This window comes from Apibacter sp. B2966 (genome assembly GCF_011082485.1).
GTDB lineage: Bacteria > Bacteroidota > Bacteroidia > Flavobacteriales > Weeksellaceae > Apibacter.
The window spans coordinates 1980838-2002029 of record NZ_CP049714.1; the positions used below are offsets into that span (position 1 = coordinate 1980838).

General features: G+C 30.2%; 22 protein-coding genes and 1 pseudogene. 15 read left to right on the forward strand and 8 right to left on the reverse strand.

The annotated features are described in order from the left end of the window. Positions 1-353 precede the first annotated feature (353 nt). On the forward strand, positions 354-1400 hold the full coding sequence (locus tag G8C43_RS08455; RefSeq protein WP_166005426.1) for an ABC transporter substrate-binding protein: 1047 nt from the start codon (positions 354-356) through the stop codon (positions 1398-1400). A 2-nt stretch (positions 1401-1402) separates the two neighbouring features. Here G8C43_RS08455 and mgtE read toward each other — a convergent pair whose 3' ends face one another. The 4 genes from mgtE to G8C43_RS08475 form a co-directional block, all read right to left on the reverse strand. Further along, positions 1403-2740, reverse strand: a complete 1338-nt coding sequence (gene mgtE / locus G8C43_RS08460) for a magnesium transporter (RefSeq protein WP_160542736.1) — start codon at positions 2738-2740, stop codon at positions 1403-1405. Positions 2741-2835: 95 nt separating this feature from the next. Beyond that, positions 2836-4101 (reverse strand): DUF2130 domain-containing protein, encoded by a 1266-nt coding sequence (locus tag G8C43_RS08465; RefSeq protein WP_166005428.1) that lies wholly within the window; start codon positions 4099-4101, stop codon positions 2836-2838. 163 nt (positions 4102-4264) lie between these two features. Then, a complete protein-coding gene (locus tag G8C43_RS08470) occupies positions 4265-4972 on the reverse strand; it encodes a hypothetical protein (protein ID WP_166005430.1) in 708 nt (235 codons plus the stop codon). Positions 4973-4996: 24 nt separating this feature from the next. Beyond that, on the reverse strand, positions 4997-5575 hold the full coding sequence (locus tag G8C43_RS08475) for a rhodanese-like domain-containing protein (RefSeq protein ID WP_166005432.1): 579 nt from the start codon (positions 5573-5575) through the stop codon (positions 4997-4999). Between the two features lie 47 nt (positions 5576-5622). Here G8C43_RS08475 and lnt point away from each other — a divergent pair, with 47 nt between their 5' ends. The 9 genes from lnt to G8C43_RS08520 all read left to right on the forward strand — a co-directional run bounded on the left by lnt (position 5623) and on the right by G8C43_RS08520 (position 12698). After that, positions 5623-7281, forward strand: coding sequence for an apolipoprotein N-acyltransferase (gene lnt / locus G8C43_RS08480; protein ID WP_166005434.1), 1659 nt, complete (start codon positions 5623-5625; stop codon positions 7279-7281). An 86-nt stretch (positions 7282-7367) separates the two neighbouring features. Then, positions 7368-7607 (forward strand): 50S ribosomal protein L28, encoded by a 240-nt coding sequence (gene rpmB / locus G8C43_RS08485; RefSeq protein WP_055425116.1) that lies wholly within the window; start codon positions 7368-7370, stop codon positions 7605-7607. A gap of 14 nt (positions 7608-7621) precedes the next feature. Then, on the forward strand, positions 7622-7804 hold the full coding sequence (gene rpmG, locus G8C43_RS08490; RefSeq protein ID WP_055425117.1) for a 50S ribosomal protein L33: 183 nt from the start codon (positions 7622-7624) through the stop codon (positions 7802-7804). Positions 7805-7816: 12 nt separating this feature from the next. Next, entirely contained in the window at positions 7817-7969 is a 153-nt protein-coding gene (locus G8C43_RS08495; protein WP_105297293.1) for a DUF4295 domain-containing protein, read from the forward strand. A 93-nt stretch (positions 7970-8062) separates the two neighbouring features. Then, positions 8063-9019: a signal recognition particle-docking protein FtsY gene (gene ftsY, locus G8C43_RS08500; RefSeq protein WP_166005437.1), complete on the forward strand. Its 957-nt coding sequence runs from the start codon at positions 8063-8065 to the stop codon at positions 9017-9019. Between the two features lie 23 nt (positions 9020-9042). Then, the gene (locus G8C43_RS08505) at positions 9043-9525 is read left to right on the forward strand and encodes a hypothetical protein (protein WP_166005439.1); all 483 of its coding nucleotides are present in this window, start codon (positions 9043-9045) and stop codon (positions 9523-9525) included. Positions 9526-9529: 4 nt separating this feature from the next. Then, entirely contained in the window at positions 9530-10126 is a 597-nt protein-coding gene (gene def, locus G8C43_RS08510; RefSeq protein ID WP_166005441.1) for a peptide deformylase, read from the forward strand. A gap of 20 nt (positions 10127-10146) precedes the next feature. Continuing rightward, on the forward strand, positions 10147-11520 hold the full coding sequence (gene mnmE, locus G8C43_RS08515; protein ID WP_166005443.1) for a tRNA uridine-5-carboxymethylaminomethyl(34) synthesis GTPase MnmE: 1374 nt from the start codon (positions 10147-10149) through the stop codon (positions 11518-11520). Between the two features lie 404 nt (positions 11521-11924). Continuing rightward, a complete protein-coding gene (locus G8C43_RS08520) occupies positions 11925-12698 on the forward strand; it encodes a hypothetical protein (RefSeq protein WP_166005445.1) in 774 nt (257 codons plus the stop codon). A 409-nt stretch (positions 12699-13107) separates the two neighbouring features. Here the strand turns inward: G8C43_RS08520 and G8C43_RS08525 are convergent, their stop codons facing one another. Then, complete coding sequence (locus G8C43_RS08525; RefSeq protein ID WP_166005447.1) at positions 13108-13752, reverse strand: hypothetical protein; 645 nt, start codon at positions 13750-13752, stop codon at positions 13108-13110. Between the two features lie 309 nt (positions 13753-14061). On the opposite strand from G8C43_RS08525, the gene G8C43_RS08530 reads away from it, so the two are divergent. The 5 genes from G8C43_RS08530 to G8C43_RS08550 all read left to right on the forward strand — a co-directional run bounded on the left by G8C43_RS08530 (position 14062) and on the right by G8C43_RS08550 (position 17271). Then, a complete protein-coding gene (locus tag G8C43_RS08530) occupies positions 14062-14238 on the forward strand; it encodes a hypothetical protein (RefSeq protein WP_166005449.1) in 177 nt (58 codons plus the stop codon). 101 nt (positions 14239-14339) lie between these two features. Continuing rightward, positions 14340-15836, forward strand: coding sequence for a hypothetical protein (locus G8C43_RS08535; RefSeq protein ID WP_166005451.1), 1497 nt, complete (start codon positions 14340-14342; stop codon positions 15834-15836). 58 nt (positions 15837-15894) lie between these two features. After that, a complete protein-coding gene (locus G8C43_RS08540) occupies positions 15895-16422 on the forward strand; it encodes a hypothetical protein (protein WP_166005453.1) in 528 nt (175 codons plus the stop codon). 117 nt (positions 16423-16539) lie between these two features. Continuing rightward, entirely contained in the window at positions 16540-16866 is a 327-nt protein-coding gene (locus G8C43_RS08545) for a hypothetical protein (RefSeq protein WP_166005455.1), read from the forward strand. Between the two features lie 24 nt (positions 16867-16890). Then, positions 16891-17271 (forward strand): hypothetical protein, encoded by a 381-nt coding sequence (locus G8C43_RS08550; protein WP_166005457.1) that lies wholly within the window; start codon positions 16891-16893, stop codon positions 17269-17271. A 510-nt stretch (positions 17272-17781) separates the two neighbouring features. On the opposite strand, the pseudogene G8C43_RS10000 reads toward G8C43_RS08550, so the two are convergent. From G8C43_RS10000 to G8C43_RS08560, 3 genes and pseudogenes are all read right to left on the reverse strand, one after another. After that, positions 17782-18288, reverse strand: a pseudogene (locus tag G8C43_RS10000) (restriction endonuclease subunit S); the annotation flags it as partial. Between the two features lie 60 nt (positions 18289-18348). Beyond that, positions 18349-18936, reverse strand: a complete 588-nt coding sequence (locus G8C43_RS10005) for a restriction endonuclease subunit S (protein WP_255490348.1) — start codon at positions 18934-18936, stop codon at positions 18349-18351. After that, on the reverse strand, positions 18879-20924 hold the full coding sequence (locus tag G8C43_RS08560; RefSeq protein ID WP_185152351.1) for an N-6 DNA methylase: 2046 nt from the start codon (positions 20922-20924) through the stop codon (positions 18879-18881). The genes G8C43_RS10005 and G8C43_RS08560 overlap by 58 nt, the downstream gene beginning before the upstream one ends. Between the last annotated feature and the right edge of the window lie 268 nt (positions 20925-21192).

Below are 21192 nucleotides of genomic sequence, written 5' to 3' on the forward strand. Positions count from 1 at the left end.
TATAATTTAATTAAAAGTGATTGATATCATAAAATTTATGTTAAAAAATAATGAATAAGGAATAAATAAATTAATAACATTTAATAATAAATAAAATGTTTATAAGTGTATAAGATCTTTGTTTAAACAATTAAATTTAAATTTTATGTTTTTATATATTTAAAGAGATTATATTTTTAAATAGTAATGAATTAAAAACGTTTATAATAGAAAGTTCAAAATAGGAAGACTTAAATTTGGGATAATATATTTAAGATTTAAATCGAAATACTGATAAAATAAAAATATGTGTAATAATAAATTAAAAAAATGTTTACTTTAAGTAGTTTTGTAACGAAAATCATGAATAGTTTATGAGGAAAATATTCATTTTTTGTGTATTTGCAATTGTCTTATTTTCTTGCAGAAAATCTTTAGAAAAATCCGTTGCTTCTAAAAACGAATACGCGACTAATTTTTCAATTCAAAACGAAAATAATCAACTAATTATAACATCTGCGGGCAGTCGTTTAGTTTTCCCCCAGCATTATAAAAGTAAACGATGTGTAATTACTACTACTTCTGCCTCGGCGTATATTGATGCATTGGGAGAGATTAACTCCATTGTAGGTGTTTGTTCACCCCATTATTTCTATAATCCAAAAATCAAAGAGAAAATTAAAAACAATACCATCGAAGATATAGGAAATGACGGAACGTTGAATTTTGAAAAAATCTTAGCTTTAAAACCGGATTTAATTATATCCGGACATAACCCCAATTATGAAAAAATTTTAAATCAACTGTCTAAACAGGGTATTAAAATTCTTTATGTAGAAGAATTTATGGAATTACATCCATTAGGAAAAACAGAATATCTAAAACTATTCGGAACAGTTTTTAAACAGCTCCCAAAGGCCGACAGCATCTTTTCTATAGTAAAAGAAAACTATTTAAAATTAAAAGAAAAATCGGCTCATACAAGTATGAAACCCACCGTTTTTACCGGAATTATGTATGGAGATTCCTGGTATATGGCAGGAGGAAAAAGCTTTTTAGCTACTCTTTTCAGAGATGCGGGAGCTCATTATTTATGGCAGGATAATAAAAATTCAGGATCGGTTCCCATGACTTTTGAAGAAGTACTAAGTAAAGCTAAAAATGCCGATTTATGGATAGGAACCAGTAATTTTAAGTCTAAAAGAGATTTGTTAAATTCCAATACAAACTATGCATGGTTTAAAGCGTATCAAACAGGAAACGTATATGCATTAAATAACAAAGAAAACCAATCATTCGCTAATGACTACTACGAGTACGGAAGCATTTATGCGGATAAAGTATTATCGGATCTCATTAAAATCATACATCCCGAACTAGTTCCTGAATACCAATTAACGTATTTACGTAAATTAGAATAAATTTAGAGTAACACACCGCTTAAAATAAGAGAAGCGATAGTAAAATAAATAATTAATCCGGTTACGTCCACCATCGTTGCCACAAAAGGAGCAGAGGAGGTAGCAGGGTCTAATTTAAATAAACGTAAAATGAAAGGAATCATAGAACCGGAAAGGGTTCCCCATAATACGATTCCGATAAGTGAAGTGGCAACCGTAATTCCGATGAGCAGCCAATGAGGGCCATAATCGTAAAAATTAAGATTTTGCCATATAAGTATTCTGATGAAACCAATTACACCTAAAGTGATCCCTAATAAGAGACCCGAAAAAATTTCTTTTTTCATAACGTACCACCAGTCTTTCAATTTGATTTCATGCAAAGCCATAGCCCGTATAATCAGGGTAGCTGCTTGGGATCCGGAATTTCCCCCACTGGAGATAATTAGAGGCACAAAAAGGGCTAAAACCACGGCTTTTTCAATTTCCTCTTCAAAATGGACCATGGCACTGGCAGTAAGCATTTCTCCAAGAAAAAGTATGATTAACCATCCGGCTCGTTTTCTAAATAAAGTTAAGAGTGGAGTATCACGATAAGGAATATCCAAAGCTTCCACACCACCAAATTTTTGTATATCTTCCGTATCTCGTTCCTTAACAATATCCAAGATATCATCCACGGTAACTATACCAACCAATACCCCGGTTTCGGAAATAACGGGAAGGGTGCTTCGGTCATAATCTTCAAAAACGCGAATGGCATCCTCCTGGTTCATCATGCTTTTTAAAGCAATGAAATTGTCATCTCCTAATTCTTCCAATTTACTGTCATCATCGGCAAGTAATAACTTTCCTATTTTGATATCATCCAGTAACTTGTCATTCTCATCGACAATGTAAATGAAATTTAGAGTTTCTGCTTTCCTTCCATATTTTTTAATATGTTGTAACGTATGTTTTACCGTCCAGTATTTTTTAGCTTGTATATAATTAGGCGTCATCAAACGACCTACGCTGTCTTCCGGATATCCTAAAAGCTGTAAAGCAATTTTTCTCTCGTTTTCGTCTAATAAGTTTATGGTGTTTTTAATGAGATCGTCCGGCAGATCTACAAAAAATTCTGTACGGTCATCCGGAGCCATTTCGTTTAATAAATCGGCAATGTCTTTTTTACCTAAACCATGCAACAATTCTTGTTGAATTTTAGGGTCTAAATACGTAAAAACATCCGTTTTTTGATTACGAGGAAGCAGAAAAAAGTTTAAAATCCGATCTTTTTCGGATAGCTCTTCAAGTTGTTCTGCGATGTCATTTGGGTGAAGATCTTCAATAGGAGTGCCTTCAAAGATATTTTTTTCCATAGACTTTTTTTTTAGGTTATGTTATTGAAGAGTACTGCAAATATAATTCTAAATTATATATAAAGAAGCATATTTTTTAGTATTGTGTCTATTATTTATTCATCAAAGCCTAAGGTTTCGTCAGTATTTAATTCTAAAGCTTGTATATTTTGAATGGCATTTCCTGCTATTCCTTTAATGGAGCCGTACATGGAAATTGTATTTTCGATTACCTTTTCGATTTGCTTTTCCCGTTTGGACCATATATTCATCATAGCCCTTTTTTCTTTACTAAGCTCATCTTGCATTTGAGTAAATCCTTCAACAATACCCTCTATTCGTAAACGGAATTCATTTCCGGTAAGAAAATCGTAGAGCATTTCCATCTTATCGCCTTTATTTTCTTGGGATTTAATAATGGTGCTGAATTGAATGATAGAATGTCTTAAAACGGCACTCAACCCCTTAAATTCATTATAGGTACAAATCCAAATGCCCTCTTTCATTCCCATTCGATCCATGTCTGAAGGCATTACTTCAGTAATAAGAACCCCGGTATTTGCTTTTTTCTCACGGATATCATTTTTAAATTTTTCAATCCATGAGTTTTGGAAATCTTTTGTTCTTTTACTTTCATAATAAATTGAACCGCAATTTTGGATTTCACGGGTATTTACAATTTGAAGGCAATCGGCACCACGGACCCCTTTTTTTATTTCGTTAATAGTATCTAAAGGAAAATTTTGAGCTAACCATTCTTCAATAGCTAATTCCTGAACTTCTCCCTGCAATTGCATGGATCCTTGTTCTTGTTTTCGCTTCATTTCTTCAGTGAGTCTTTTCTGATCTTCCAGTTGTTTAAGTAACTCCTTAAACTTTAACTCATTTTTTTCATTTTCTTGTTTGCGAATTTTTTCTCTTTCTCGTAGAAGTTCATCAGTTAATTTTTTTTGAGCTTCTGCTTCAAAAACGGCTTTCAACTCTTCTTTTTCTCTACTTAATTTGAAAATCTCCGCTTGCATCTTATTTAACTCTTGAAGCTTTTCAGATTTTTCGGTTAATTCTTTTTCATAAAGAAAAATGCGTTCTTGATTCTCTTCCTCAATTTTCTTTTTTAAATAATTTTCAATTTCAAGAGTCTTTTCTTTGGTTATTTTCGAGAGTCTTTCCTGAAAAATTTCATTCTCTTTCTTTTTCTTGGCCTCAAATTCTTCTTTTTGCCGCTCCAATAAATTGTTTTTTTCTTGAAGTTCTTTTTGAGAAGAAAGAAATTTTTCTTGGTATTCTTTCTTTATGGATTCTTCTAATTGATGTTTAAGAATATCATTTACATCGATTACATTTCCACAATTCGGGCATTTTATCTGAGTTTGAGAATTCATAGTACACATTTACTATTTAACAACGCAAAGGTACAAAATATGTAAATAAATGTAAATGAGTTACTAGGAGGCTGTCTTAGATTTTACAACTGAAACCGGCATCGTGTTACTTCATTGCAAGAAGTATAAAATAAAAATTGTACTAAGTACTAATTTTATGTAATTATTTTACCAGCTCCACTTTTAAATCCGTTTTTTGAGGAGCAGCCAAATACTCGGCAGCATCAAATACCATAGAAAGACTTTTTTTGTCTTGAGAAATTACGGCCGAAGAATTGTTTACTTTCTTTATTTCTTTCGGAAACGTATAAATGGTTTTAAAAGTACCACCGGTAAATAAGGGGAGAATGCTTTGAGCCACAGAATCATTTTTTAAACTTTCGGATTTCACGGACTTTTTACTAAATACGTTGCCCTTCCAATGAAAAGTTGAGTTGGTGAGAAATTCCATGTTTTTAGAAGGGTTGTTTTTTGAATTATCAATAGAATTTAAAGCGTCGAGAGCGGAATTTAAAGACGCACTATTGGTGAAATCTCCGTAAATCAATACATAAAATTCCCCTTTCTTTTCATCTTGGTGCACTTTGATAAATAGAGGCTTAAGTGCTTCTAACTTTTTTTGATTCTCGAGAGATAATTTTGATATGCTATCCTTTTTTTGAGTAAGTAAGTTGTTGAATGAAATTAGAGTGTCTTTATAAATACCTTTATTTAGACTATCAGGCATAATTTTCATAAATTCACCGGCATCAATCATATAAGAATACGTAAGATTGCCTTCAGGATTGAACGTAATTTCCTCGCGTATGGAACAACTTACAAGTAAAACAATAGAATAACATAGAGTTAAGATTTTTGAGATAGACTTCATATATTTAATGATTATAATTATTTTTTACTTTACAAGTTCCTTTCCATTTTTCAACCAGCTGTTAAGTCCTCCGTCTAAATTATAAATGATTTGAAACCCATGATCTTTTAAAACATTAGCCGCATAAAAACTTCGTATTCCGGATTTACAATAAACGGCTACCGGACTGTTTTTATCTAATTCTTGAATTTGGTTTTCAAAGCTGGGATCGTCTACACTCATATTAACAGCATCATATATATGGCCACTTTTGTATTCAACCAGTGTTCGTACATCAACAATCTGCGTTTGGCGTATTCCTATTTCCCATGAAAAGGTGGATACCGAAACTGTTTGAATTAAAGGATTTTCTCTATTAATTGTGTGGGAGGGAGAAGAAATGGTATCCTTAGAAGTAACTATACTGTCTTTTTTTGAAGAAGGAAGAGACTCATCTAATTTAACAGGTTTTACGGATGACGGAGGTTTGCTGTATCTGGGTAAATCGGAAGTAAGGATTCCTACTTCGGGTGGGGTAGTATAGGTATTTACTGATTCCCTGTAATGAGCTTTACACGAAAGTAAAATCAAGGAGAGCAGAACTATAAAAAATAATTTATTCATAGATTTGAAGCGTTTAAAAACTCAAAAATAACTATTTTTACAAGTATATGAAAAGATTTATTCCGGCAATAGTCAGTGGATTGCTTCTTGCTCTGTCTTGGCCTGCATATGGCTTTCCCTTTTTGCTGTTTATTGCTTTTGTTCCCCTTTTATTGGTTGAACATGATATTACTGTAAAAAAAGAAAAATTCTCCGATTGGAAGATTTTTGGATTATCCTATTTGGCCTTTTTCCTTTGGAACTGGGGAGCAACCCAATGGCTACATTTCGCCCAAAATCCGGACGGGTCCCATTCTTGGATGGCATTTTTGTTTCCTCTTTTCGTAAACAGTTTGTTAATGTCTTTCGTTTTTACTTTTTTTCATTTTGTAAAAAGAAAAACAGGTACTCGCTTCGGGATTATTTTCTTTCCAACCCTTTGGATCTGTTTTGAAAAATTTCATCTAACTTGGGAAATGTCCTGGCCCTGGCTGAATTTAGGAAATGCCTTTGCTAATTATCCTGAAACCATTCAGTGGTATGAAATAACCGGCACTATGGGCGGAACTTTATGGGTATTAACAGCAAACCTGATATTCTTTTATTACCTACGAGCTTATCAAGTTACGCATAATAAAACCTATATATGGAAATCTCTATGCTATAACCTGGCCATTATAGGAATTCCCCTGGCTATTTCCCTCCTTAGATATCAATCGTATCATGAAAAAGCTTCTGAAAAAATAGAAGTGGTTTTAGCTCAACCGGCACTTGACCCATATGCCGATAAGTATCGTTTGGACGGGACTGTAATTCTTCAAGAATTATTACAAACAGTAGATAAAGAAATAACCCCTGCCACACAATTTGTAGTTGCTCCTGAAACTGCTTTTCCGGGAAATGGATTTGTAATGGTAAACAATCTTGAAAACGATATCTACATAACTCAAATAAAGCAATGGCTGAAAAATTACCCTCAATTAAGTTTGGTATCGGGTGGATCGTTAGCTGAATATTTTACTCAACAACAAACTCCTACAGCCCGTTATCTCAAACAGTATAACCAATGGATTGATCTATATAATTCTGCCGTACAAGTAAATTTGAATGATCCGGTTCAATATTATAATAAGTCAAAATTAGTGGTAGGAGTAGAACATTTCCCTTATGCAGCTGTATTAAAGCCTATACTAGGAGAATATATGATGAATTTTGGCGGATCTATGGAAAGTTTAGGAGTACAAGACCATCCGACTATATTCACAAATTCGAAGAACCGATTAAAAGCCGCTCCTATAATATGTTATGAAAGCATATATGGAGAATACGTCGGAGAATTCGTGAAAAAAGGAGCTAACGCATTATTTATAATGACCAATGACTCTTGGTGGAGCGATTCGCAAGGACATAAGCAGTTATTGGCTTATGCGCGATTACGAGCCATTGAAACCAGAAGAGATATAGGGCGCTCAGCCAATAGTGGAATTTCAGCATTTATAAACCAACGGGGAGATATCGTAGAAAAATTAGACTATGGAAAACGGGGGGCTCTAAAGGGGGATATTAATTTAAATACTTCACTTACAACTTATGTGAAATACGGCGATGTAATCGCCAGATTGGCATTGCTGCTGGCGGGAATATTATTGGCTTATGCGATATCCAAAACTTTTTTAAATAAAATAAATAAGAATGCCCTAAAAAGGAAACACAATATCAAAAAATAAAAAGTAAAAAAGTTGGTAGAGTCAAAAATAATTTGTTAATTTGCAACCCGATTCAAGGAAAAAGAATATTATTTAGATTTAAGATAATGGCTAGAATTTGTCAAATAACAGGAAAGCGTGCAATGGTAGGAAATAATGTGTCGCACGCCAATAACAAAACAAAAAGACGTTTTGAAATAAATTTGATGGAGAAAAAATTCTATTTACCATCAGAAGATGCTTGGGTATTTTTAAAAGTATCTGCACATGGTTTAAGAATTATAGATAAAATAGGAATTGAAGAAGCTGTAGCAAGAGCTCGTAAACAAGGTCTTATCAATTACTAAAAATTAAAATTAAAATGGCAAAGAAAGGTAATAGAGTACAAGTAATTTTAGAATGTACTGAGCATAAAGAGAGTGGAATGCCGGGAGTGTCTCGTTATATAACAACTAAGAACAAAAAGAATACTCCGGAACGAATTGAATTGAAAAAATTCAATCCGGTGTTAAAAAAATATACTATACACAAAGAAATTAAATAATAAATTTTAGTCATGGCAAAGAAGGTTGTAGCAACATTACGTACAGAATCTAAAAAAATGACCAAAGTGATCAAAATGGTTAAGTCTCCTAAATCCGGAGCTTACGTTTTTGAAGAAAAAGTTGTGAATGCGGATAACGTAGACACATTTTTAAAACAGAAATAGTTTTCATAACATAGGTTTTTAAGGTTTTAAAAAAAATCATTCACTTCATTGTGAATGATTTTTTTTTTATTTTTGTTATATTATATATCCTATATGAGTTGGTTTAAGAAAATTTTCGGAAAAGAGAAAAAAGAAACATTAGACAAGGGATTGGAAAAATCTAGCCGATCTTTTTTTGATAAAATTGGGAGAGCTATTGCAGGAAAAAGTAAAGTCGATGATGAGGTTCTTGATGAATTGGAAGAAGTGCTGATTTCTTCCGATGTAGGAATTGAAACCACACTTAAAATAATAAAAAAAATAGAAGAAAGGGTTGCCAGAGATAAATTTATGAATACTTCAGAATTAGATCAAATTCTAAAAGAAGAAATTATGAATTTATTGGCAGAAAATAAAAGTTCTGATTCTGAATTTCAAATTCCGGAGGATAAAAAACCGTACGTTATCATGGTAGTGGGAGTTAATGGAGTTGGAAAAACAACGACTATAGGAAAACTTGCTTATCAGTTTAAACAACAAGGAAAGAAAGTTATATTAGGAGCTGCGGATACGTTCCGTGCGGCAGCCGTAGATCAATTAGTCATATGGTCTGAAAGAGTAGGAGTTCCAATAATTAAACAAAGCATGGGATCAGATCCTGCTTCTGTGGCTTTTGATACCGTTCAATCTGCAAAAGCGCAAGGTGCCGATGTGGTATTAATTGATACTGCGGGTCGTTTGCATAATAAGGTTAATTTAATGAATGAGCTTAGTAAAATAAAAAGGGTTATGCAAAAAGTAATTCCCGATGCTCCTCATGAAATATTATTGGTATTAGACGGTTCCACCGGACAAAATGCATTTGAACAGGCCAAACAATTCACGGCAGCTACCGAAGTTAGTGCTTTAGCGGTTACCAAATTAGACGGTACAGCCAAAGGAGGAGTAGTGATCGGTATATCCGACCAGTTTAAAATTCCGGTAAAATATATTGGAGTGGGCGAAAAAATGGAAGATCTCCAACCCTTTAATAAATATGAGTTTGTAGACAGCTTTTTCAAAAAAAATTAAAAGTTTAAGCATTTCATTCTAAAGTGAAAAGAATTTTCTATTTAGTTATCATGCTGGTTACTTGCTTTGCTTGTAAATCTCAGCAACCTAAAACGGTTAGCAAGGATAAGCTTTGCAAAGTTGAGTATTCTAATTACGGAGGGATGAATGGTTGGGAAGAATCTTTTATGATTACTCAAGAGAATAGTTCGTATCATTCAATTATCAGAAGAACGAACACAAGCGCAAAAGAGCTGGAAAAAACACCTGAAGTTGTTTGGAAAAAATTAGAATCTACTTTAGATATTCATTTACTTGAAAAAATTAAAAGCGGTGAGAGTAAACGTTTGTATGATGGAAAAGATACCAAATACAAGATAGTCTTATGTTCCGGTAAGGAATATTCATTTATAAATCCTCAGGATTCGGAAGAGTACCAAAAGATGAGCGAGTTTTTTTCTACACTTCTGGATAGTAAAAATAAAATACTGATAAAAATCAACAACCAAAAAAAACTCAAACCTTAAAAAAATGTATAAAATAGCATATCTGACATTGTTTGTCATACTAACATCATGTGGAAGTTGTTTTACCTCTTCAGAGAAAGCAATTATTTATCAGTCACCCGATTCTCCGGCAAGAGTTTTAAAGATAAATCACAAAGAGGATTCACTGATTGTTAGAAAACCTTCTAAACGAATAAAAAAAATACACAATAATAAAGACTTGGAGCAGCTGATAAAGAAGCTGTACTTAACTATGTTGGAAGAAAACGGAGTAGGAATTGCAGCACCTCAAATTGGAGTAAATCGAAATGTTTTTTTATTTTATCGATTGGATAAGGAAGAAAAAACGGTAGAAGTTGCTATTAATCCACGGATTATTTCCCATTCTACCGAATTACTATGTTTTCAGAATGACGGATGTTTATCCGTACCTGACCGATATGGAGCTTCGCAACGTTATGCCTGGATTGAGGTGGAATATACGGACCAAAATGAGAAAAAGGTTACTCATAAATTTTTAGGCGGAAGCCGTGCCGAAGATTATACCGGTACTATTTTCCAACATGAATTCGATCACCTGCAAGGAAAGCTTTATATTGATAAACTTTGTAAACCTAATTAGTTTTTTTATTATCTATATTGATGTTGTTTGAAGATACTATTTGTGCATTAGCTACTCCACCGGGAACAGGGGCATTAGGAATTATCAGGGTTTCCGGTAAAAATTCAATTTCTTTAGTTAATTCTGTTTTTAAGGGTAAAAATCTAAATGAGGTACCTTCTCATACGGTTCATTATGGTTTTATTAAAGATGAAAATGAAACGATTGATGAAGTGATGGTTACCGTTTTTTTAGCTCCTAAAACTTTTACGGCAGAAAATTTGGTGGAAATCACATGTCACGGTTCCCAATATATTGAACAGCAAATTCTTTCCCTATTACTTAAAAAAGGGTGTCGATTGGCTTTGGCAGGAGAATTTACACAACGTGCTTTTCTTAATGGACGTATAGATTTAAGTCAGGCCGAGGCAGTTGCCGATTTAATTTCTGCCGAAAATAAAGCCAGTCACGACATGGCTTTATCACAAATGCGGGGGGGATTTTCTTCTCTTCTCAAGGAATTACGAATTGAATTATTGGATTTAGCCTCACTTCTAGAGCTGGAATTGGATTTTTCTGAGGAAGATGTTGAATTTGCCGATCGTTCTCAATTAGTACAATTGATGGATAAGATTTTAGGGGTTATTAATCCTTTAATCGAATCATTTTCTTACGGGAATGCTCTTAAAAACGGTGTTCCGGTTACTATTCTAGGAAAGCCAAATGCAGGAAAATCAACTTTGTTAAATGCTTTATTGCAGGAGGAAAGGGCCATCGTCAGCGATATTGCGGGAACTACTCGAGATACCATTGAAGAATCGTTAGTTATAAATGGTATTCAATTTCGATTTATAGATACGGCGGGATTACGGGAAACGGAAGATCAAATAGAAGCTATAGGAGTAGCCAAGGCTTTGGAAAAGGCCAAGGAAGCCTCAATTATTTTATATTTGGCAGATGTAACTGAGTTAAATTGGGAAGAGATAAAATCTGATCTTATTAAATTTCAGAGGGAAGACGTATTTATCATTGTATGTTTAACAAAGCTGGATAAGAATAGCAAATTCACTGTTTCTGAAATTCCCGATGAAATTTTACAGAAATATACGGTACTGATGGTTTCTGTTAAGCAAAATCCGGATCTTTTAGAACTTAAAGAAAACATGTATTCGTATATAGAATCTCAAAAGTCAACTTCTCAAACAATTGTAACTAATGTACGTCATGTGAATGCTTTGATTCGAGCGAGAGAATCTTTACTTTTATGTAAAGAAGGTTTACAAAACGGATTAAGCAGCGAATTGATTGCCATTGATTTGCGACGTGCCTTGGAAGCCCTCGGGGAAATCGTGGGACAAGTTTCAAATGATGAACTGCTAGGAAATATTTTTGGTAAATTTTGTATCGGTAAATAGGCTGGGGCATCAAAAAATCCAAGAGAAACAATCATAAAATAAATCCTTTTCTAAATACGGGTTACGGAAATATTTTTCTTTCTGATTGTTTCTTATCCTATACTTATTCTTCCCAAATTCTTATTGGTTAATTATTTACTTTTATGATTAATAAGTAATCTAAACAATGCCGAATTTATAAACTTATATAAAGAAGAAAGTATTGATGTTATTATCGATTGGAATGAGTTTCCAAAAGATATGGTAAAAGTAATCCATTTTAATAAACAGGGAGATAAAATAATGGATATATGGTAATTTCTTCTATACAATTTTTGGAAGCTGGTTAATTTTAGATAAATTATCATATTTTGATAGATTTTTATTTCATTAAATTTGTTGGGTAATATTAAATTAATATTAAAATGAGTGAAGAATACGATTTGAGATATGGAATTTTATTTTTTGTGAGTAATATGAAACAACCTCATAGAGATGATCAAATAGAATATTTTGTATTAAAACAAGAAACAGATAAAGAAAATTATCAACCTCTTTTTGATAAATCGTTTAATTATCTAAAAGATAATGGATTTATAAATGTGAAAGAGAAAAATAATGGAGATAATGTTGTTTCAAGTTTAACAGAAAAAGGAGAGACTGTATTAAAATTTAGTAGTTGGGAAGAATATTTAAATAAAGAAAAAATTAATAAGACCACATTAATAACTAATGATGATAGAATTTTTAATATTAATGAAAATAGAGAATTATTATTGGAAAAGTTAATAGAAAACAAATCTAATAATCAATACTTTATTGATCCGAAAAGACTTTCAGAACTTAGAAATATTAAAAATAGTGATTTTGATTTAAGTAAACTTATTAAATTTTGTGAAGAGTTAAATTTCACTTTTTTGTTTGAAAATTATTTAAGTGTTGGAATGTTAATGAGAGCTATTATTGATCATATTCCTCCTATATTTGGATACTCTAATTTTAATGAAGTGACCAATAACTATGGAAGTAAAAGTTTTAAAAAATCTATGGAGCACTTAAACAAATCTCTTAGGAATATTTCTGATTCATATTTACATACACACATAAGAAAAAAAGAAACATTACCAAATAAAACACAAATAAATTTTAGTTCGGATATGGATGTACTATTAAGTGAAATAGTCAGAAAACTAAGTTAAATACTTTATTTTGTTTTACTTTACAATGATATAAAAGTTTTCCTAAATAGGATACTACTTAATGTGAAAACACTATATTTCATGTGAAGGATTTTGTTACTGTATCGGGAAATAATTTATATTTTGTTAAACGAATTTAATAGGTTTAAAGTGCAAAAAATTGAGAGTTATTTATGGATTTATAAATATTTTCTTTATCTTTTAAAATAAAAAATGAATTTAGATTAAATTGTTAAGAATCCAACTGTGTTGTAAGTGGGGAGTTTGATTAGCATTTATATTACTAAATTAAAGAATATTGATTAAAGATTTCATATGTATAAAATAATCATTTTTAGAAAATGATATTTAATCTAGTAGTATTTAAAATCATTGAAACAAAGAAAGTAAACTATGTATTATTATATTTTTAATAAATAGTCACTTTAATTACAGGAATTTTATTTTGTATTTTAATTATTTTTCCTTTTAATTTATATTGATGATTTATTTTTAAGGTATCTATTTTTACATAATCAACAACACCATTATAATTTTTAAAAATTTCTGTTTCGATTTTAACATGTTTGATAGGATAATCTATGTATTTATTTAATTTATTAGGAATATTTAAATTTCCATCTACAATTTTCATAAATTTTCCATCCCATTCAGCAGTAAATTCGGAGATATAATCGCCGGTGCACATTTCAACTAATACAATTTTATTTATATTCTGATTTCTAATGTTTATTTCGTTACCACATGGAATGTAAAATATATTTCCATTCCAACGATATTGAGGACCTCTCCATAGGGTTGCTTTTAAACAGATAAAGAGTGTTAATGTCAAAAATATAGTACTTAGCAAAATAAATGTTTTAATACCATTTTTTCTTAAAATAATGGTTAAATATATATGTGTAATGGTTATAAAATATAATGGTATATAACCAAAAATGATATCGCCTAATCCTAAACCAAATGAAATATGTTTATAAAATGTCCCTAGTAAACAAATTAATATTAAAAATATTACAATTAAAAAATTAACTCCTTTCCAAATTTTAATCATATAAATTAAAATTTTATAATATATTCTAAAACTAAAACAAATATAATATATAAGAAAAATTTATTTGTATACCCAAAATTAGTCAATTCCAATTCTTTTAAAGCAAGGCTATATAGAATAAATTCATAAGACTACTTATACTACATATTTAAATTTATTGAATATTTCTTTTAAACAAGGTAATTTGTTATATTAATCGTACAAAAACTGTATTTATAGTAAAACAGGCAAAATATATAGCAGAAAAATATAAAATAAAATAAAAAATACTAGTATATTTGTTGAGCCTATTTATTAAATCAGATTACTATGAAATATACCATTCAGGCTGTCTATGGAGAAAAAATTCCTTCTACAACAGCAGAAAATTTAGATTACTTACTTAAATTTTTAAAACCTCAAACTCTTTATATTAAGTTTATAAAGATCTTTTTTACCACCTATACGGCAAGCAAACCCGAAGTAAACATCCGTTTGAAAAGCTGATTAAATTGATCAGATTTTAAAATCAGTTGATAGTATTTCGACACAAAAATTCATAACTAAGACACAAAAGCTATATAATAAATTTAAAAAAAGAGTAAAAAATGGAAGGCGGTAACATTGTTCGTAGAATAGGTGGAGAAAGTATTAAAAGAGCAAAAAAATCTCTTATATTAGAGTCAACCCATGATAACTTGACCTTTTATTCCGCCAAGCAAGTGGTTATGTCAGGGGAGCAAGGTGGGGTAGAATATTTGAATGATTATAAACCGCCTGAGCCTTTGCAAGTAATTCATATAGAGGGCCCTTTAAATGAAGAAGGAGAAAAGGTTTCAACAGTGGAAAAAGGAAAATCCTATAAAATTAAAATTACTCAATTTAATAGGGAATTGAAATCGCCGGCAGAACTCATGAAAATTAAATGGTCGTTACAGCTCAATGAAGATGCAGTACAATTATCGGCTAAAACTATTGGAAAACAAGAAGTAACGTTAGACATTTCGAAAACTGATTCTTTGGATAAAATTACTATATATGCTTATATTTCCAATTGGAAAAAAGAAGGGAAATGTGAAGTAAATGTAAGTACCAAACAAGGAGGAATACATACCCGATTTTATGATGAACAGGGGCAACAGATATACGACATACCTAGGAAATTACAAAAAGCATTTAATGAAGAATACGGTATCAAGATTGCCTATGACAAAGAAAATGAAATGCTATACTATAAGGGCGAATGTGCTCCAGCCTATGAAAAAATATCTCCAACTGCAATTGCACATTGGAAAAGAGAATTAAGCAGAGATCAAGTATCTAAGGGTAAGTTGTTATTTGGATATAATTTTGGATATGAAGTTTATTCAGATAATAAAGATAAGAATGGTAATACTTATAATGAGAATGGTCATTTGTTATTTGATATTTATGCAAAAGAACCTATGTTTTTGGGAGTAGTTCCTGGATATAGAAAGAAAATAAAAAATTATAAATATAATGACGGATCGGTGGGAGATAAAATTTTGAATATGATAGGGAATGTAGCTTGTATAGATTTAGAAGATTTCATTGATGATTTAAATATAAAATATATGTATTATAAATTATCAGATTATGATATTGCTTGTTACAAAGAGTTTAAATTAATTTTACCTAAATTGACAGCTCGGTATAATGGCTTGTCGAGGGTTTTAGAACATGAGTTTTTAGGACATGTCTTACTGAAGCTTACCGATGATGAATATGATATATTTTCTAAAGAATTTACCACCGAAGGTCCAACACAAGTTGAAGCTAAATTGTGTAATGTAATAAGAAGAGAAATAGGAATTCCTGATAAAAAATCATATGGTGGTTATGCAGTAAATGCTAGTCAGGCGGGAAATGTTGAAATGAAATTTGGTTTTTTAAATGGAAGTGATGAATTATATAAATCTGAAATAGATAGTCGAGATACTAATTATCCTAGTCCACCTAAAAAATATCCAAAAAATCAAGGTATAGGCATCATTAATGAAAACAATTACTTAAAATTAGTTCAAATGAATTACGTTATAAAGCTAAAATATAATGGGAAAGATGAAATTTATAATTTTTCTTAGTACTATTTTGATAAATATATTTTTATATGGGCAAATAGATACACTTAAATTATCTTATGTGAATAAGGCTAAAGAAGAGGTTTATAAATCAATTCTTTTCTCTGAAGAATTACAAAGTGATGAAAAATGTCATATAATTATAGTACAACCCACTTCTCTTAGAATGGATTTTAATAGTCAAATAGGTTTTCATAATATAAAAAAAGAGAAAGATAGTGTGTCAATATTAAACTTGAGAAATTCATTATCTGAAAACTATAGGGTTTATTCCATAGAAGATAAGTTATCAAATACAGTTCAAGGGTATGAACTTGTTTCTCAATTGCAGAGAATGGATAGTTTATATGCCAAAAGAAATTTACAAAAGGATATATGTGATAGTAGTTTTGATGTTATCAAAATACAAGAACCTTTAGATAGTTGGATGAAAATTTATAAAGCTAATATTTTACTAAATAAAGCAAATGTAGTAATTCCTGTTATTTATGAATCTTTTAAAGAAAAACCTAAATATCTTTTATATAAAATAGAATTATACGAAGGAAGTACAAAGGTAAAATCAATGAAAGTAGTTGAATTAGATTAATTTAATAAATAAGTTGAAAATCCACGATAATGAATGTAGTAGTAGTTGGGCAAAATAAAGGAAATATTAATAACTTATTTATTTTAAGATTTCTAACAACTATAAATTATCATGTATATGAAGAAACTTTTGATTTTAATTAATTTTTCTTTTATCTATGTATTGCAAGGACAAATAAGCAGTCGAGAAATAAATAATGTAGATGTTAGTCCAATTGATCATTTAAAAATTGAGGTATATAAATCAATTATACTTTCCAAAGAGTTTAAAAGCAATAAGCAATGCCATGTAGTAGGAATTAATTCGGTTTCTTTAAATATGGATTATTATCCTAAAGGCTATTCTACAGGCGGTTCTCTAGGTTTTTATTATACAAATCTGGATATAACTAAAGATAGTGTAACAGTGAAAGAATTAAGAAAAGATTTGCCAAAAAAATACTGAATATTTGAGGATTTAAGAAAATTTTTGGGAGTTGAATTTGATCGAGAATACATTTCTGAATTTCTAAATACAGATAGTTTATATATTCCTCAGAAAATTGATTTTATAACGAATTTATGTGAAAGTAGTTTTGATATAATAAAAATATACGAACCCATAGATAAATGGATGAAGATTTATCAGAAATATTATTGTAAACACCCTATCGAACTCAATGATAAATATGAAAATTATGAGGTTGTAATTCCTATAAAATATGAATCGTTATCAAAAGGGCATATGTTTCTTGAAAAAGAAAAATATTATTTATTCAAAATTAAGATAGGATATAACGATAAAGGTAAATTAGAAATGATCAAAGAGATAATAAGTGGTGGAAAAGAGGAAAGAGATATAATAAACTAAAAATATAAATAAAGAAAAAAATATAACTCTAAAAGTTGAGCTATAAAACTAAATTTATCTCGGGTTGTTTTATCAACATATACTTAAGGCTTATGATTATGAAAATATATGATACTGTCGTTTGTTGTATTCTGTAAATTCTAAATAATTATAAAATCAAATCATTGGTTTATTTTATCTATTTTTTTAAATTTCCTCTCAACTTTTTAAAATTGTAAATTATAATAACACTTTAGTATACATATGCTAATTTAAAGAAGCTGAAAATTATGATTAATAGTAATTTTGTTCTAACTTTTATTTTATTAAAATAAAAAATTAACCCTTTCAGTAAAAGTAAAAGTGTCAATCACACATTATTAATTATAAACTCAAACTTAACAAATTTGAAGTCCGATATTTGTTCTAAATTTGTTTCAAATAATTTTAGTATGTATTTTTCCAGTTAAAAGAATTATCTTTTAAACCAGATAATGCATCTTTCTATTGGAGGTACATTTGCATAATGAGTTAATTTTCTTTATTTACGACAGTTTTTGTTGCTGCAATTTTCTTATCAGCATATAAAACGACCTCCTTGAGGATCAATTTCTGAATAGCAAAGATAAATGTTTCCATTATAGTATAATCTGGTTTATTATCTTGTATAGGAAGTAAAATATTCAAGTCATCTGCATCTTTTGCATAAAAATTTCTTGAATAATTAAAATGATCAGTATAAGAGGATTTATGAATGGCTGCTGTTAAAAATATTGCTGCGAACTTAGATAAATTTTCTGTATGTACTACTGCAATATGATCATCCGCTCCATATTTGTAATTCCTATATTTTGCAGAACCGAACATATCAATTGTTGTAGTATTTTCTGAAAAAATAGTGATATTATTTCCAATAAATGCAGAAATCCCTTCATCTGTTTCACCAGCTGTAACAAATGGTAAAGTTCCTGAAATTCTATCTGCGCTTTTTAAGCGTTTTCCTCGAGTTGATTTGCCAAATAAATTTTTAAGATTGAAAAATTTCCATTTAAAATTCTCAAAATCATCTAAAGCTTGTTGCTCTTCTTTTGTTAAAGTTTAATCTTTTAGGTTTGTAACAGATAAATAGGCTTCCAGCTCCGCTATACGCTCCGCTTCCAGCTCCGCTATAAAATTTTCCATAAAATCAAAATCAATCGTATCATTTTTTATTGGGAGTTGGATTTTTTCATTTCGTATTTTTGTCCAAGAGCACATATTTTGATATCCAAATTTCTTATTTAAAAAACAAAATGAATTAGCTAAAAATAATCCTTGTTTTTCTGAGATTATAAATTTTGATTGTAATGAAAATACTCGTGCGTGTGTTACCATTTTATATTTAAACTGACGGAAAAAAGCAAAACCAAACATATCAACTGTAATTGTATTTTTATTAAAAATTTTAGCTTTTATGGTAGTTTTACCTAATATTCCATTATTAGTTAAGCCAGCTGTGATTACATATTCACCTTTGCCGTTAATATGTTCTTTTTGTATATCAAAATCACCATTTGAACTTTCAAACAAATCACTTAATTTAAATTCGCCCCACTTAACTCCTTGCAGTTTTTTGTTAAGTGAGGCTTCTACTTTCCCAGGCTTTCTTCTTTGTTTTGTTGTTTTAATAAATTGGATACTTCCCAAGCCAGATAGTCGCCTACCGTTTTCTTAAAATCATGTAATGTTGGTATGGTATCAAGTGGTGCGCTTTGATTCCAATCAGCGCCATTTTCAGGATCTATGGTACCTTCGTAATACTCTTTATCGGTAAAAATATTAAGCTTGTTTCGTCCAAAACGTACCAATTTGACTAATTCTTGATAGCGTTCAATCGCTCTGTCTGTATCTTTTAGATTGTTACTTGCTTTTTTACGGTTGGTCCGCGTGTATCCGTCATTTGAGAAGTCAATAAACTTCACTATTTCATCTTTTTCGTGCTTTTCATTTATTTTAAACACATAAATATTGGTTTGTACGCTAGATTTGCCGATAAATAAATCATTAGGCATTTTTATACTGGCTAAAAGCGTATGTTTTTTTAAAATTTTTTGATTGTATTCTTTTGCTTTACCGGAACCTGCTGAATTTTGTATGATAACGGCAGCATATCCTTTATTCATCATGCTAAGTGCTTTTTCTACAAAAATCATCCCATTTCCTTTGGCAGAATAAGGCGGATTGAGTATAAAAGCATTTGCCGGGAATTTCTCGTTCGTTTTTCCAAAACCATAATTACCGTCAAAGTCATTTAAGGAGTCTTTATTTAGGATGTTTGAACTTCCATCTCCCATTAAGATCATATTCAAAATGGCTAACATATATACACTAGAAAGGACTTCTAAACCTAGCAATTGTTGAGCTTTTATTTGGATCTCTTTTTGCTTAAGTTCATCTGGTGATGTTATACTGTTTTTAGCATCATTAAGCATTTCGTTCATTGCGGCAACAAGTAAACCTGCAGATCCTGTCGCGAAATCCCAAACGTAGGAATCTTTATTTACACGTGCCAATTTTACTAAAAGGGTAGCGACATATGAAGGTGTGAGTACTACATCATTAAGTTTATCTTGAGTAAAACCTAGCCAAGAATACATTTCATTAAAAAGTTTTCCTGTAAAATCAGTCGTTAACCCGATTTTGTAATAAATACCTAAATCATCAATAATTTTAGTAAATACTCTTTTTAACTGAGATTCCCCATTATTGACTTTATTGATGTTTTCGGTGGTAAGAGTATTTTGTAAAGTTCTTAAAATAAGATCTTTCTTTTCTTTAGGTAGCAGTTTTTCTTCCAAAAAGGCTTGGATTTTTCGTACAATTATATCTCCATCTGTATTTCCTTTTTCACTAGATGATTTTAGATCTTCTTTTTCAAGAGGCGCTACTTTACCGGGTATACCTAACGTTGCAATAATGGAGGCGGCAACAAGATAGACTCGATCGTTTTCACCTAAACCTTTTTCATTTTGGTATATATCATTATTAAGTTTTACTAGACTCGCATTAATTTCCCTTTCACGTCGTTCTTTGAGTTTCTCAATCTCTTCTTGTGTTAAAGTCAATTCTTTTACTTGCTTAATAAAACTATCAAAGTTTTCCTTTTTTAAAAAAGAGAAATCTGAAAATTCGCCAACTTTTTGGCCAATTCCAAAATTATTTTTTGAAACATAATAAACACCAATTTGATATTGTATTTTTTCGTTTTCGTCTTTATAACCGGTCATTCCAATAGCGATAATATCGGTATAACTGGTATGATGCAATATAGCATTAGCATAATGCACCGCACCATTGACTGCATAGGAATTGATATTTTTAAAATTAGGTTCATTTTTTGTTGTTTTATTTTCAACTTCTCCTTGATTGTCAAGTTTTACAAGTTTATCTTTATATCCTTTATATTCAATAAGAATAGGGAAAAAACTCATATTTTCATTTTGTAACAACAATTTCGCATCAGGACGATTTGCCCCGCTTCCGCCATTTTTGGTAAAGTAATCTGAGAGTGCTTTATCTATTTCAGTATTTAATGACTCTTGTTCTAATTTATAGTTTAATTGATATGATTTAAGCCAACCGTTAGCTAAATCTGCAATATTGGGTTCGATTGATTGTACTGTTTTTTTTTTCATTATATCAGTATTCAATTTTTTCAATCTCCAAAGATACACTTATTTATATATTCAAAAAATATAACATACTAGATAAACTATTTTATTACAATAGAATAAATTTTTTTTTCAATTATATATATTCGGATATTTATTTAAAAGTATTTATCATATATTTCTTAAGAATTTAAAATATAAATTCTACTTAAAATATATAATTTTTTTTATCCTATATTAGATAATCAAAATGATTATATATTAAATAGTTAATTTAAATATATTTATTAAA

What these genes read in the sequence shown, in the direction of transcription:
- G8C43_RS08455 (WP_166005426.1), top strand. Translation starts at nt 354, where the DNA reads ATGAGGAAAATATTCATTTTTTGTGTATTTGCAATTGTCTTATTTTCT.
- G8C43_RS08465 (WP_166005428.1), bottom strand. Translation starts at nt 4,101, where the DNA reads ATGAATTCTCAAACTCAGATAAAATGCCCGAATTGTGGAAATGTAATC.
- G8C43_RS08525 (WP_166005447.1), bottom strand. Translation starts at nt 13,752, where the DNA reads ATGATTAAAATTTGGAAAGGAGTTAATTTTTTAATTGTAATATTTTTA.
- G8C43_RS08495 (WP_105297293.1), top strand. Translation starts at nt 7,817, where the DNA reads ATGGCAAAGAAGGTTGTAGCAACATTACGTACAGAATCTAAAAAAATG.
- G8C43_RS08475 (WP_166005432.1), bottom strand. Translation starts at nt 5,575, where the DNA reads ATGAATAAATTATTTTTTATAGTTCTGCTCTCCTTGATTTTACTTTCG.
- mnmE (WP_166005443.1), top strand. Translation starts at nt 10,147, where the DNA reads ATGTTGTTTGAAGATACTATTTGTGCATTAGCTACTCCACCGGGAACA.
- lnt (WP_166005434.1), top strand. Translation starts at nt 5,623, where the DNA reads ATGAAAAGATTTATTCCGGCAATAGTCAGTGGATTGCTTCTTGCTCTG.
- G8C43_RS08470 (WP_166005430.1), bottom strand. Translation starts at nt 4,972, where the DNA reads ATGAAGTCTATCTCAAAAATCTTAACTCTATGTTATTCTATTGTTTTA.
- rpmB (WP_055425116.1), top strand. Translation starts at nt 7,368, where the DNA reads ATGGCTAGAATTTGTCAAATAACAGGAAAGCGTGCAATGGTAGGAAAT.
- G8C43_RS08530 (WP_166005449.1), top strand. Translation starts at nt 14,062, where the DNA reads ATGAAATATACCATTCAGGCTGTCTATGGAGAAAAAATTCCTTCTACA.
- G8C43_RS08520 (WP_166005445.1), top strand. Translation starts at nt 11,925, where the DNA reads ATGAGTGAAGAATACGATTTGAGATATGGAATTTTATTTTTTGTGAGT.
- def (WP_166005441.1), top strand. Translation starts at nt 9,530, where the DNA reads ATGTATAAAATAGCATATCTGACATTGTTTGTCATACTAACATCATGT.
- ftsY (WP_166005437.1), top strand. Translation starts at nt 8,063, where the DNA reads ATGAGTTGGTTTAAGAAAATTTTCGGAAAAGAGAAAAAAGAAACATTA.
- G8C43_RS08545 (WP_166005455.1), top strand. Translation starts at nt 16,540, where the DNA reads ATGAAGAAACTTTTGATTTTAATTAATTTTTCTTTTATCTATGTATTG.
- rpmG (WP_055425117.1), top strand. Translation starts at nt 7,622, where the DNA reads ATGGCAAAGAAAGGTAATAGAGTACAAGTAATTTTAGAATGTACTGAG.
- G8C43_RS08535 (WP_166005451.1), top strand. Translation starts at nt 14,340, where the DNA reads ATGGAAGGCGGTAACATTGTTCGTAGAATAGGTGGAGAAAGTATTAAA.
- mgtE (WP_160542736.1), bottom strand. Translation starts at nt 2,740, where the DNA reads ATGGAAAAAAATATCTTTGAAGGCACTCCTATTGAAGATCTTCACCCA.
- G8C43_RS08560 (WP_185152351.1), bottom strand. Translation starts at nt 20,924, where the DNA reads ATGAAAAAAAAAACAGTACAATCAATCGAACCCAATATTGCAGATTTA.